The following is a 13,987-nucleotide window of genomic DNA, read 5'->3' on the forward strand; positions in this document are numbered from 1 at the left end:
GCCCCCGCCAGACGGGCGACAATAAGCGTTTTCCCGCTGCCGAGACCTGCCCGACCATGTCCCGTACTTCGTTGACCCGCTTCCTGATCCAGGAACAGCACGCCGGCCGCATCAATGCCGACCTGCGCCAGCTGATCGCCGTGGTCGCCCGCGCCTGCACCAGTATCTCCATCGCCGTCAGCAAGGGCGCCCTCGGTGGCGTGCTCGGCGACGCCGGTACCGGCAACGTGCAGGGTGAAGCACAGAAGAAGCTGGACGTGATCAGCAACGAGATCCTGCTCGAAGCCAATGCCTGGGGTGGCCACCTTGCCGCCTGCGCCTCGGAGGAAATGGACCACAGCCAGCCGGTGCCGGACATCTACCCGCGCGGTGATTTCCTGCTGCTGTTCGATCCCCTCGACGGCAGCTCCAACATCGATGTCAACGTCTCCGTCGGCACCATCTTCTCCGTGCTGCGTTGCCCGACCAACGTCGAGCTGCCGGGCGATGACGCCTTCCTGCAGCCGGGCAGCAAGCAGATCGCCGCTGGCTACTGCATCTACGGGCCCAGCACCCAGCTGGTGCTGACCGTCGGCCATGGCACCCACGCCTTCACCCTGGACCGCGAGAAGGGCGAGTTCGTGCTGACCACCGAGAACATGCAGATTCCGGCGGCCACCCAGGAATTCGCCATCAACATGTCCAACCAGCGTCACTGGGAAGCGCCGATGCAGGCCTACGTCAGTGATCTGCTGGCTGGCAAGGAAGGCGCGCGCGGCAAGAACTTCAACATGCGCTGGATCGCCAGCATGGTGGCCGACGTGCATCGCATCCTGACCCGCGGCGGCATCTTCATCTACCCGTGGGACAAGAAGGATCCGTCCAAGGCCGGCAAGCTGCGCCTGATGTACGAAGCCAATCCGATGGGCCTGCTGGTCGAACAGGCCGGCGGCGCCGCCTGGACCGGCCGCGAGCGCATCCTCGACATCCAGCCCGACCAGCTGCACCAGCGCGTGCCGGTGTTCCTGGGTTCGCGCGAGGAAGTGGCCGAAGCGGTGCGTTACCACCACGCGCACGACGAAGCGCAGGGCTGACGGCTCGACGCCTGACGGCGGTCATGGCAGTTCGATGACATGACCGCAGGGTGACACCGCGGGCGGCAAACGGCACCATCAAGCCGTTGCCGCCGAAGGAATGCACGCATGCACGAGCAGGGCCAGGTCGATTTCATCGAAGTCATCCACAACGCCGTCCCCAGTGAGGTCTGCGCGGCCATCGTCGAGCGCATGCGTGCCACGCGTGGCCTGCTGCCCGGTGCGGTGGGCAGTGGCGTGTTCCCCGAACTCAAGCACAGCAAGGATCTGCGCATCAGTGGCCTGGACGGCTGGCAGGACGTCGACCAGCAGCTGCAGATCGCGGTGTTCAACGGCCTGCTGACTTATCTACGCCGTTATCCACAGGCATTGATCGCGCCGCTGATGTTGCAGATCCAGGACAGCAATGGCCAACCGCGACGCCTGTCTGCCGAGGACTTTCCCGACATGCCGCAACAGCAGCTGGCCGACCTGGCCCGCACCTGCCTTCGTCCGGGTGCGATCAACCTGCAGTGGTACGCCGCGGGCGAGGGTGGCTACCCGTACTGGCACTGCGAGCTGTACCCGAAGGATGCGCAGGCCGAGACCCTGCACCGGCATGTTCTGTGGACGCTGTACCTCAATGACGACTTCGACGAGGGCGAAACCGAGTTCCTGTTCCAGGGGCGGAAGATCGCGCCGCGCACCGGCAGTTTGCTGATTGCGCCGACGGCGTTCACCCACACCCATCGCGGCAATCGGCCACAGGGTGGCGACAAGTTCATCGCCACCAGCTGGATCCTGTTCCAGAGTGCGCAGAAGTTGTTTGGGGGGTGACGCCGAACTGCTCGTCGGCCTCGATGTACAGTCGAGCCATGCTCGACTGATGGCCTCAGAACAACGACCCTTGCGGCGAATCCTTCTTCGGCGGCAACGGCTTCTGGAACCGGCTGCAGTCCAGCTTCGGCCAATGGCTGTTCTGCGCATTGAATCCCAACCGCTTGCGCGCCAGCTTGAAGCGGTTGTTCAACAGATCGGCATACACGCCCTGGCCGCGCATGCGGGTGCCGAACTGGCTGTCGTAGTCCTTGCCACCACGCAGCTGCTGGATGGTACTCATCACGTGCGCGGCGCGATCGGGATGATGGGTATCGAGCCAGTCGCGGAACAGTGGCGCCACTTCCAGCGGCAGGCGCAGCAGCACGTAGCCTGCGGTACTGGCGCCTGCATCGTGCGCAGCCTCCAGCACCGCTTCAAGTTCGCTGTCGTTGATCCACGGAATCACCGGTGCCACCATCACGCCCACCGGGATACCCGCGTCATGCAGGCGCTTCATCGCGCGCAATCGTGCATGGGGTGCTGATGCGCGCGGTTCCAGCTTCGCGGAGAGATGCGGGTCCAGCGAGGTCACCGAGAAATGCACACTGACCAGGTTCTCCGCCGCCAGCGGCGCGAGCAGATCAATGTCGCGCTCGACCAGTGCGTTCTTGGTGATCAGCGAGAACGGATGCCTGGTTTCCAGCATCACTTCGATCAGCTGGCGGGTCAGCTTGAACTTGCGCTCGATCGGCTGATACGCATCGGTGTTGATGCCCAGCGCGATCGGCTGCGGCACGTAACCGGGTTTCGACAGTTCCTTGCGCAGCAGCTGAGGCGCATTGGTCTTGGCGAACAGCTTGGTCTCGAAGTCCAGACCAGGTGACAGGTTCAGATAGGCATGGGAAGGACGCGCGAAGCAGTAGGAACACCAACACTATATGTGTTCGAGGAAAAGTGTTCAGCACTGCGTCCCCTATGTCGGCCTCCCTACAGACTACCCGCGGAGTTCCGCCCTCTTGTATTCCAGCCCAGGGCGGTAAAGGGTAGGTTAGCGGGGCATTGCGGCTACCCCCAGACTTGAGGCTCCGCGAGCAGACCAGTTCAGGATGAATTCTTCCTGCTCCGCAGTCTCCACTGCACCAGGCCGCACCGAGCGCACCTTAGCGATCGCATCGATGCCGTCTGAAGCGCAGCCCGTGTCAATGAGAAGCATCGACGCCACGGTGCCCGCCCGCCCTAGGCCTCCTTTGCAGTGCACCACAATCCTGCTTCCGGACAAGAGCTCGGCTGCGAGCTGTGGTCCTATGGATTGCCATGGCAGAAGAAGCCGTGCATCAGGAGCCGCACCATCCTTAATCGGTAGGCCGTGCCACATCAAACCATGCGCTTTGGCACGTTCTGCCAAGGAGATAATTCGTAGCTCCTCGAACTCCCACGGCTCAATCAACGTGATTAGATGCTGTGCTCCCCACGCAACTAGGGACGCTAGATCGATATCCAAGTCTCGGGCCCAAGACCCCGTCATTGCGGCGTCCTGATGCTTTCCCGGTGCAAAGGTCACGCCGATCGCACCGCCATTCATCCCGATAGGCAGGGTCGCAATCTGCAGTGGATGGGAGTTACTTGTCCTGCTCACCTGCGCTCTCCGAAATCAATGGCCCCTTTGGGCGAGAAGCGAACGCTGCGTCCTTTTCCAACGGTGATGGGCCTCTGGCGTCGACTGCCTTCCTGAATTCTGTTCATCTTCGCAGGCCAATTTCCTTCGCTCAGCAATGTCCGCTGCCGGCCAGGAGCGGACATCAATCGCAAGAGCAAGAGCCTTCCATACCCAAGCATGGCATCCTGACAGACGAGCGACAGCCATGTTTGATCCCGCTAATCACTCCAATCCATGGACGCTGCGTCCTCATCGTGGTGACGAGCCTGTTCCTCATAGCCCTTCGCCAGCTGATCAAGCGCCCTAGATGTATAGGGATACTCTGCACTTATCGCATCAGACCAACTGCGATACTGCTTAGCTAGTGCTCTCTCCTGCTCACCTCCGTCCCTGGTCTGGCGCGTCGTGACACCTCTGCCGTTATAGACCCCAACAGTAAATCCTTCAATCATCTCCTTACTCCGGAGATTGTCGAGAACTTCACGAACGGCCTCATGCGGCCAGAGGCCATCATTGCCAACTGGGGATGCGGCGAGCACTTGACCAATTTTGCTATCTGCGAATGCCAACCTATTCATGGCTTCTGCCTGCCCCCGTGCGTCCCTGAGCCATCCCTCTAGCGAATCCAGATCCAGCGTGCCGTCGTCCGAAGCTCCAGGGACACGGTTCCATATTTCCAGAAGGCGGTAGGCCTGCCGTGCCCGCGCACGCGCGCCTTCTTCCTGAGCTCCTTCCTCTGAGGCGAGACCCTGCGAATCGTCTTGGAAGACCGCGCAGATCAACTGGATGAACAAGTCGGGGCTAACCGAGAGCTCGCGAAGAAGCGCGACTGGTGGCCGGGAGGAATGCTCCAGAACACTAAGAAAGCGCCATTCCAATGCCGCAACCATTCCTTGGTCTACAACCTCTCTATCGAGCCGCTTGAAAGCCTCGGACACGTGATACTGGAACATCCCATAGTCACCTTCTCCAACGCTCGCGGACGATTGATTGGCGATCTCATTGAGAACAGCGATCACGAGACCAATCCGAACCTTCGACTCCGGACGCTCTCGCACAAGCGACAGTGCCACTCGAGCTCGCCCTGAGTCCATCAATCGTTGGATTGCGTATTCAATGTCAGCCAAGTCACCGTCGATCCAGAGTATCGGGACGCTGCGCCAGTACAGCTGATCGATCTCTTCACCGAGCGCAACCAACCTGCCCCACGTCCAGCTAGACGTCGGCAAACCAATCAATACTGTCAGCAAACACTGGATACCCCACTTCTCAGAACTGATCTTAGCGATAAGACTATCCGCCCACAGTTCCCTCCGATCATGGAATGAGCGCCTTACCAGAGAGATGGCAAGATCCTTGGATCGTTCATCCTTCGCACGTATGGCTAGCTCTAGAAGGGCATCGATCTGCGCTTCTGGAATCCCTGCTTGGTAAACTGCAAAGGCCACCGTAGACGGAATCTCTGCGACCTGCGCAAGATTAAAGACCCCTTCAATCCCGCTGCTTTCAAACACTGCTAGGGCGGCGCTAGCTTGGGCCGCGCCGAGCTGCTTCTCCTCGGCTTTCCATCCCTCAGTCGACGGGTTGGGTAGGGCCGCGCCGGCCTGGAAGAGCCACCGAACTCTGTTAAGTAAATCGGAGGGCGTAAACTGCTCATATGACTGCGCAAGTCGATCCAGTATCGGCTCGGGCAATCGCCACGGAGCATCAGGGAATGCTCTGTGGTGATGAAGGACCTCGCGCAGCCTACTCCAGATCGTACTGCGAGCGCGCTCATCAATCAGGTTAAGCTGAGCTTTCTCCAGTGCGCCCAAGAACTGAGAAGGGTCGGGCTTGAGATCTTTTATCCTGCCAAGAAGCGAGTCGAATCGCTCGGGATCCTCGCCAAGATCTGCCACCAGACGGTCGCTTACGCTGACAGCGCCTCGACGCAGAAGCTCCAACGATACAACTTCGACCTGAGTAACGGAGAAGTCACGCCAGAGCGGCTTTGGTGATGGCGTAAGGCTGTCATGTGCGCTTGGAAGGATACCTAGCATGAGGTTCCAAGAGGATTCTGGAAATCGCTTGCGAATGTGGTCCAATGCCAGAAGTCGCTGGTCAAGTGTGGCGTATGTCTGAGGATTCCACAGAGCGTGGATCTCCCGCAGGCTATTTGCCGGCCCGTTCTGATATCGCCGCGGCTTCACGTCCAGTGCCGCGAGCGCTGAAAGGATACGCGTGACTCGCGGCATGTGCGCCGGCCACCAAGCAAGCATCTCAAGCGCCCACATCAGATCGGAGAGATACTCCCCGCCAAAAGCTCCCGTCTCACTATCATCAAAAAGGACAGTGATAGCTTGAGACACGTCATTTAAGCTATCCTCAATCGCAGAGAGGAGAGAAGTTGGGGATGCCTCCGCCAAGAGGCGGAAGTCGCGCGCCAGAGACCACCAACGATGCTCATCAGCGCAATCCAACAACTGAGAGACAATGGTATCGGTGCGCGATCGCGCATCTGGAACGAGTACGACACGGTCGCAGTACAGTGCTAACAGGATCAGCGTTCGGCCGATACCACGGCGTAGCATAGGGGAGAATTGAGACCCTACACCCTTCACTCGTGCCAGCCACCTCTCGCTTGGATCCATGTTGAAGCGGGGATCGAGCTCACCAAGAACAGCAATCGCGGATTCGCCGAGCTGATCGATCAGCGCACTAGTCAAGGAACCGGCAAGCAAATGCCATGCGTCGGATGGCGATGCCACTCGCCAAGACGTGCCAATCTTCTGAAGTGGACTGTCGAAGCTACTGAAGTAGGGGCGTACTCCTTCCACGAACTGTTCGTAGGAGGATCCTGCCAGCGCAGCCAGACAGTCCCTGTCAGCTTGGTGATCCTCATCCCAGCCCCCTGCGAGCAGCGCCGCGAGCAGCGCTCGCGGAGCTGAAGCCTCGGCCCACTGAGGCGGGTTCCGTCCCGCCGCAGCCGGCATTCGCCGCCTCAGGACAGTCAAGTTTCGTGCGCTATCGCGTGCGAGCGATCTGGCTTGATCTTCAGGGACCCCAGCCAGAATCAGTGCTGCTGCGATACCTTCTCTTGATGGGCGCTCCAGTATGAGTACGCCGTCGTTCTTTTCGGCTGTTTGGTCGTAGGCTTGCGCAACGAAGTGCCCGTTCTTCGCCAGCGCCGCTGCCAATCCAGGATTTGGGTCGGTCAGGATAAGAATGAGTGGCGCAGCAGCGCCCTTAAGGGCTCGCGCAGCCACCTCATTCACTACAAGGCAGCGCGCACGATAGCTAAGCGCTGACTCTTCAGGTAACTCGCTCAATGTCGCCCAAATGAACGCTACGACCTCCTCAGATGAGGTTGACTGCAGCGACAAAACGGATGCTTCACCTCTTAGCCACCTCAGCACTTGAGCCGCAGTTTCGTCTCGATCCCAAAGCACGAGCTCTTTGGTGATCGGCCATTCTGTGGATAGCGACCACTCCTCCCATGCCGCCTCCAACTCGGTTGTACCTTCTGGACGCTTTCCGAGGTAGGTTGCCAACCACAGTCCGACCGCAGGCGTAATCTCGATCCAGTGCACCAGATCATCGGCATCATAGACGCGGACATCGCTCCACGGACCGCTCTTAACCTGCTCTCGTGCCCATTCCTCTTTTCCCGGCCAGTGCTGCAACGTTACGGCGACAAAGGTTGCCGAGCAAGGCACCAATGAAAGAGGGTCGACCGTGCGCTTCTGGTAGTCACCGCGAATCTTGGCTGCAACCCCGTCACGCTGTGTGCTCAACTCCCATCCAGCTACGCCGGATGGCACGTAGTGGCTGCCAATGTCAACGCAACTCTGCCCGTCCCACCCAGGATGTCGAACTCCGCCATCTGCCGGGAAATGTATGTGTGCGGCCGTGCCATGCGTCGCACGTATCAGATTGCTTACTAGCGTCGGCAGGTTCACGGGCCCGTCAGGTTGCGAACCCCATGAAGCGAGATCGTCGGAGGTTACCCAGCGCACCGGAGTAGTGTGGCGAGACGAGTGCGGAAATGCAGGAAGGTCTGGATAGCTAACCTCTCCGCTCTGCGAAAACTGGATCCCGCGTTCTCCCAAGCAAGTGCGAATGACGCCATCATGCTCAGGAGCAACCGGCGCCTCCCCAGTCTCAATATGGGCGATAACAGAGGTGTGTAAACCAACTGCATTGGCCATATCCTTTCGAGACCACGCTAACAATGCGCGGGCCTGGCGAACCTGCTGAGGGGTGAGGGTGACCATTCCTGTGGGTCGATCCGCTGACATCTCTGATTGGCCGGAATTGTTGGAGTTGCCAGTGTATCTAACCGCTGTCAGATTATCCGCCAAATCGGAGCACCTAGACGATTCAAGTAGGCTCTTAGATCGGCGGTCGTGGAGCACTAAGGAACTGAAGGAATTACAACTGGCATTCCCAATACCTGGTCTATCTCATTCTTGAAATCGAAGCCGAGCCAGTCACTCACAGGCTTTCCTTGCGCGTCCTGCATGGCCCCGAGAAGATCCACTCGCCCACGATCCATGAGTCCGAACTGAAGCGAGCCGCCAACCGTATCGTGACTTCGGTCGCGGATGCGTCGCGCAAGTGCAACGCGGGGCTCATCTCTCAAGCCACCGCTACCGGATGCACGGAGGTTTTCGATGTCATTTCTCAATGAGTCGGAATCATCACCGATGACAGCGTACTGGCCGCCGAGCAGATCAATTCGCTCTGCCACCTGACAGAAATCGCCGCTTCTGAAGTCTGGGCCGATCCAGTAGCAGTCTACCCGACCGCTGCCCAGCTCCCTCTTAGGTCTCTGCCGCAGAGCCTCAGCCCACCCCGTCTGCGACGAGCGCATTGGCGGCAGATCCTCATCCTGGCTTGGTGGAAAGGCGAAGATAACGAACTCACAGTATGGCAAACGGTTGGACCCATAAGCGTCGGCGGCATCCCGAATGTACTTGTCCGAGACCAGTCTAATAAGCTCGGCTACGCGATGAAATGCCGGCATATAGACGGGGTCATCAGGCTCTGACTGAGGCCGCAGGTTCCTGAGCATAATTGAGGCACAAGCATGCGTCATGACCGCTGGCGTCACCGCGCCTGCGTAAACCATGCACACTTCGTAGCTCAGCATTGGCCCGTCGGCGATCGAAAATCTTGTCCGGCCCCAAGCCCCAACCGACAACTTCATGATCTTCATCGCCTGATCGGTGACACGCCTGGCCGAATCGCCTCCCGAAACAGTGATCAGCGAATCCGCTACAGCCCACACCTTGGAGGTTCCCGACTCAAGCCACACTACTGCATTGGTCATGATTGAAGATCTCTTTGCAATTGCACTCGTAAAGCGTGCCAGTATCGTAATTGGCCCACACTGATGCCATCAGCGAATCCCCTACGCAGACATGTGACCCTCAACTTGCGAGAATCGGTGCCGCGACCGATGGAGCCGCCCCCCCTCCCGATTCTCTTGCATGATCGAACTTACAACCTAGAGAATCTCCGCGACATCACCCGCTTCTGAAGCACTGCAAAGCTACTTCAACAAACGCGGCTCAACACGGCGGATATACATCGCTCACCCTATCTGGTCGGTCAGCCATCTAGCGCGATGAAGCCGGCTCCTGAGCCAGCATGAGACGACAGTGACACATCGATCATCGGTATCCTTCGTCGGCATGCAGGCGAGTGGAAAGCCGCCAGGGCTCCTTTAGCTCAAGCGCGTCTATTACGACCACTTCATCTCCATTGATCTCCGCCAAGAAGCTGAATGCAAAGCCATCCAATTCAACCTCCTTCTCCCCCTCCACGCTATGGATGGGAATGTAGTACTTCTCCTCACTGTCCCATATCGCTGAATCCCAATCTGGTGCCGTGAAACTCACACTGACCTTAGGTTCGCAACGTCCGAAGCCAATGAACTGACCGGTTTCACCGCCGATGCGGTACAGCGATGAGATGGAAACCTTGTCGACCTCAAGCACCTGGGTCACGTCCAGATCCGCCTCATCCTCATCATCCGCTTGGATAGAATAGCCAAGCAGCGCATCCTGCAGGGCCCCTAGGAAGAGGTCAGTGCGCTGCTCGAGCATCTCAATCTTCTGCTGACCTTCAGGAGCGATAGCCAAGGCGTCCAGGAGCTGAGACATGGACCTCACACGCGTGATGTGATGGTCTCGATCACACGCCTGGGCGAAGTCACCATCCTGAGACCATACAATCAGCGGTGCCTGCTCGCTGACATCCGAACTGATCGCCGCAAAGATGAAAGCGTCCGGGAACTGATCCTTCTTCCCTGATGCCCCAAAAAGGCCGGTTCCGTGGGTATAGCTGGTAAGAATATCGCTTGGCTTGACGCTATCGATGCTGTGAACCTTTACAGCCATTCGCTCAGCCATCTGCTGCTTTACCTCACTGAGGTGGCGCTCAAAGAACTGCGACCGAATCACATCTATGTCAACCTGCGGCAGCTCAATGGATAGCAACTGCTGCGCAGCATGTCGGAGGTCTGGCTTTGTCAACGCATCTAATCTCTCCACGTCACTGTTCCGAAATCGCTTCGCGATCTCCATTATTGTTAGATCAGTGGTAATGACCTTAACAAGCCCGTCCTGCACCAGCTTCTCAAGGGTTGAAGCTTCGGCTCTTGTGAAGCCCGGCCCCCAGCTGATCCAAATATTCGCATCAACGAAAACGCCTTGGGCGTGCCCGTGCATACAAGACTCCGCGTACTAGAAAGACATTCAGGCGAGAGTTGGGACGGGCAGCAGACCCTCATCATGAGGCAGTCGCTCCCTTAGGAAGTAAAGCAACCAAATTCTTCGGAAATTTCCATTACAGATGCAGACATCAGCGAAATGGTTGTGCGGCCATGCATTAATGCAGGCCGGTTAGCCACATTGCACGGGAAACCGGCCCATCCACCACTACCAAATCGCAAGATTCCCACTACAGCCCATGGGTGGCTGCTTCAATCTCGGCAAAATTGATCTCCTTCGCCAGATCGTTCCCAACGATGACCGACAGAATTGCGGGGCGCGCAACGCGCGTCTCGCTGACCCGGTACGTCCAGAGCATGATCTTCAATAGCTCGTGCGCCGATATGCCTCGGTGTTTGGTGATAAGAGTAATACCAGAACCCATGATCGTCGTGGACACGTTGCGACCTGCATAAATATTGTTCAAGTTGTCCCAGAAGTTGATCATGAACGCCAAGTACTCGGGCATCGTCAGGACAGCCTTGTTCCTATCGTTGAATCTACTAAATGCAGCAAGTAGGTACTCGTCTCCGTGCGGGTAGATCGTACCGAGCTTGTAGCGGACCTTCTTCCCGACCCTCCGCTGCTCGTTGACCTCGAGCACATCATCTTCGTGAAAGGGGTACTTGGCGATGCGCTTATCCAGGTCGCTAGTTCTTATGTCCAGCTTCTCGGTAAGGAACCTTCCGTTCAAAGTGTTCCGCGCAATGAGTACGTCATCTACAGTTGTGTCAAAGTACTCATTGAAGGCAATGACTTTCAGGCCATCCTGCTCGAAGATGTCCCCCACCTTCACCGTAACCTGAGTGTTATCGACCTTCACCTTGATGTGCGTAAGCTTCTTGAGTCTTATCCACGAGCTGATATGGATCAGTCCAATAAAAAGCACTGCGCCCAGCAAGACCCAGAGCTTTAGATCGTCCGGGATCTCGACGAAGATTGTGACAAACGAGATAAATCCAAGCACGATGGAAATCGGCTTTGATGACTGCGCTAGAACCTTGCTGTCCAGCAAACGAATATTGACCATTTCCCTGTCTGCCAGTTGTTAGAGTCCAAGCGTGCTGTACACCACGGGCTCGTACTTCCAAGCACCTGAACTTGGATGCGCCGCATGGAAGGCTATGCAGTCGTCCAACGCACGCATGATGATCTTCGGCTGAAAAGAAACGTTCACTGAGGTGTAGTTAGCAGTGATAAGTGGGTTAGGAATCCCGCCGCCATCAACCAATCGCGACTGATTGAGGTTGGCAATGACCAAGGGCAGATTCAACTCTTGAATTACTTTGATCTCGTGGGCGAGGAACGAGACACCATCCCCACCCTTCCTCCTGGCATCAGGGCTGGCGAGCAAGACGACTTGCTTTGCGTTATTCAGGCGCTCGCGAAGACGACGCTTGATCGTTTCTGGTGTACTGGAATCCCGTGCCCCGTAGATGTCGTGCGCGTCGTAGAAATTGAAATCAATGTGGGCATTGTCACGCCAGGCCTCCATCAAGCGGTATGAGCTGATGTCTTCACTTGCAAAAGCGACGTAAGTCTTGTTGCGATAGCTCATTCTCTGACCTCCTGTCAGCAAATTTTGTAGAGGGCATCCAAAGCAGACTGACCACGGGCATCGCCCGCCCTAGTGCGCCAATCCTCAAGCGCTTTCTGGTTGAGCCTGGTCAAGTGCGCAAGCGGTAGCGAATAGCTGACGCTAGCTGAGTCCATGGAAATAGACTCAAAAGAACGCGACTCTTCCTTCAGCAGATTCTGACGCTCTCGCGAAAGTGGTGTTGTTCGGATGAGGCTCGACAGTACAACCTCCGTGAAAAGCCAGGGAGAGGATGTCTGACCATCATCGATGGTGCTGCCAGCCGAGAGCGACGATGGCGTACTGAGCAGGAATAGGCACTCGCAACTGTCGATCATCTTGGCGATTGCCATCGCCAACATCATATGCACGTGGCTAGTCGAGAGGTTTCGCTTACTGTAGTTGTAGGTGTCCTCGTTCTTGTTCTTACAGTACTTGTCGTCGATCTGCTTCAGCAGTTCGTCAGCGCTACCCCAAACCATCGAGTCTACAAATGCGGTTACGCCAAGCTTCTCCTTCAGCCAGCCGACCAGCCCAAACGCGAGCTCCTTGTCCAGATGCGAGTGGGAGATGAAGACATCTGCCCTAAGCTCAGGGAACCACTGCTTGACGAGCTGATCTGCATTGAGCTCACCGTTCTGACCTGTGTACATCTGCAGCTTCTGCGACACGTGAGACCGGCGTTCATTCACAAGCTCGCGGCCGCGGTCAGCGTGGAGGCGAGTAAAGCCTGGCGAAGGCGTTTGGATCAAAAATCCCCTGTACATCATTCCCCCTTCCATGACATTCGATGGTGTGGTGATCCACCACACGTCAAGTAAAGATAGGCCCCAATAAATTGTGATCGATCTCCCAAAATATCGCACATAGGCCGGCCATTGGTCTAGCCGCTTAACGGGACTTGCTTGGCCTTTCTCTCTCGGCCGATTACGCCGCCCTACGCCTCACTCGGGCGTAGCATGGGGCCGCAGCAACCACACGCAGCCACCTTACGCCAGGCCCTTAACGATGTGGCTGATTGCGGAGGCGGTGCAGGTCGGGAATCGCTTTGGCTTTGAGGTATCAGAGACACTAGCGGGTTACCGCCAGTACCTGTTGGCACGGTGGGCCAAGCCGGCTCTAGGACAAGTACGCCCCAGGCGCGTGCCTCTGTATGACTGCTCTTCATCAAGGAGGAAGAATGATGAAGCACTATCCGTATGCACTGCTCAGCGTTGCACTGATGGCATGGTGATCTGACGCGGAGGAGGCCGGAGGGATCTATTTCTACAGCCCCAAGCTACGGAGAGTTGAGAGCCTCTCATTCAAATGCTCAGCGGCGACCTTCAGCCCTTGGTCCTCGTCCGAGTACGGCGATCCAAATAGAGGAATCTCAACCCAGAATTGCTCCTGTCCGGGATGAACGTAAGGGCCATAGTCGTCCAAGAGAAGTGCAGATCCAAGACGAGGACAGACATGCGACAGATCCTTAGTCTTGCCCGACCATTGAACGTACGGGAGTTGAGGGAACCACTCTGGCGCGGTGCCTTCGCGAACCAGCAGGCCGGCAATACTGCGCGTAAGAGGCTCCGGTACGGTCGTGAACATGACAAGCTCTTCGAACTGAGAACGTACGCTCTCCAGAAACTGAAAGAGACCAGGCCTGGGAATCTGGCTTATGGCGTTGGAGATCAACGTTCCTTCCAGGTCCAACGCCAAGATGGTCGGCCTCATGGGACTCTCTATGGTGATCACGTGTACGAACATTGCCGCTTTCAAGCACGCCTGTCCATCGCGTGAGCCTAGTGGTACGGCCAGGCCGTGAGCCTCCTGGTACGCTTGCTCCCACGCAGTTGGAACCCACTGGTCTAAGCGGTCATAACGTCTGAGGGTCTCACGCTTTTTTTACCCGAGCCTTCAGTCCAAAGCGATGCTATGTACAGGATGAATCATAGTGATCAGGACGGCGTCCTTTGTTTCGCATGGAGATGCCGATCGGGATTGAAAGTAAGTGCACCAGTCGAGTGTCGGAGTAGCTGCACGACCCAGCATTGCTTTCTCTATAGAGTGAGCGCACATTCACCATTGTAGGTTCTGCAACTGCGATTTCTTGCTCCTGTACCTACAATCGTACTTTGGCATAGTGTCC

10 protein-coding genes and 1 pseudogene are annotated in these 13,987 nt (G+C 57.3%); 2 read left to right on the forward strand and 9 right to left on the reverse strand.

Annotated features, from left to right (window positions below; genetic code table 11):
• Positions 1 to 56: 56 nt before the first annotated feature.
• Both AC5P74_RS11360 and AC5P74_RS11365 read left to right on the forward strand, forming a co-directional pair.
• Positions 57 to 1,073 (forward strand): class 1 fructose-bisphosphatase, encoded by a 1,017-nt coding sequence (locus AC5P74_RS11360; protein ID WP_005421178.1) that lies wholly within the window; start codon positions 57 to 59, stop codon positions 1,071 to 1,073.
• A gap of 108 nt (positions 1,074 to 1,181) precedes the next feature.
• Positions 1,182 to 1,889 (forward strand): 2OG-Fe(II) oxygenase, encoded by a 708-nt coding sequence (locus tag AC5P74_RS11365; RefSeq protein ID WP_346607551.1) that lies wholly within the window; start codon positions 1,182 to 1,184, stop codon positions 1,887 to 1,889.
• A gap of 55 nt (positions 1,890 to 1,944) precedes the next feature.
• Here the strand turns inward: AC5P74_RS11365 and AC5P74_RS11370 are convergent.
• From AC5P74_RS11370 to AC5P74_RS11410, 9 genes and pseudogenes are all read right to left on the reverse strand, one after another.
• Positions 1,945 to 2,799: pseudogene (locus tag AC5P74_RS11370) on the reverse strand (PA0069 family radical SAM protein); the annotation flags it as partial.
• Between the two features lie 120 nt (positions 2,800 to 2,919).
• The gene (locus AC5P74_RS11375) at positions 2,920 to 3,453 is read right to left on the reverse strand and encodes a cyclin-dependent kinase inhibitor 3 family protein (RefSeq protein WP_495204939.1); all 534 of its coding nucleotides are present in this window, start codon (positions 3,451 to 3,453) and stop codon (positions 2,920 to 2,922) included.
• 293 nt (positions 3,454 to 3,746) lie between these two features.
• Positions 3,747 to 7,301 carry a hypothetical protein gene (locus tag AC5P74_RS11380; RefSeq protein ID WP_495204923.1) on the reverse strand — a complete coding sequence of 1,185 codons (3,555 nt, stop codon included), beginning with the start codon at positions 7,299 to 7,301 and terminating at the stop codon, positions 3,747 to 3,749.
• 620 nt (positions 7,302 to 7,921) lie between these two features.
• Positions 7,922 to 8,839: a hypothetical protein gene (locus tag AC5P74_RS11385; RefSeq protein ID WP_495204924.1), complete on the reverse strand. Its 918-nt coding sequence runs from the start codon at positions 8,837 to 8,839 to the stop codon at positions 7,922 to 7,924.
• 343 nt (positions 8,840 to 9,182) lie between these two features.
• Positions 9,183 to 10,241 carry a PIN domain-containing protein gene (locus AC5P74_RS11390; protein WP_495204925.1) on the reverse strand — a complete coding sequence of 353 codons (1,059 nt, stop codon included), beginning with the start codon at positions 10,239 to 10,241 and terminating at the stop codon, positions 9,183 to 9,185.
• Positions 10,242 to 10,473: 232 nt separating this feature from the next.
• Entirely contained in the window at positions 10,474 to 11,313 is an 840-nt protein-coding gene (locus AC5P74_RS11395) for a macro domain-containing protein (RefSeq protein WP_495204926.1), read from the reverse strand.
• A gap of 18 nt (positions 11,314 to 11,331) precedes the next feature.
• Positions 11,332 to 11,841 (reverse strand): TIR domain-containing protein, encoded by a 510-nt coding sequence (locus AC5P74_RS11400; protein ID WP_495204927.1) that lies wholly within the window; start codon positions 11,839 to 11,841, stop codon positions 11,332 to 11,334.
• Between the two features lie 14 nt (positions 11,842 to 11,855).
• On the reverse strand, positions 11,856 to 12,530 hold the full coding sequence (locus AC5P74_RS11405; RefSeq protein ID WP_495204928.1) for a hypothetical protein: 675 nt from the start codon (positions 12,528 to 12,530) through the stop codon (positions 11,856 to 11,858).
• A gap of 595 nt (positions 12,531 to 13,125) precedes the next feature.
• Entirely contained in the window at positions 13,126 to 13,572 is a 447-nt protein-coding gene (locus AC5P74_RS11410; protein ID WP_495222487.1) for an NIF family HAD-type phosphatase, read from the reverse strand.
• Positions 13,573 to 13,987: the final 415 nt, after the last annotated feature.

This window comes from Stenotrophomonas sp. YJH_SMC_94-11 (assembly GCF_059370435.1).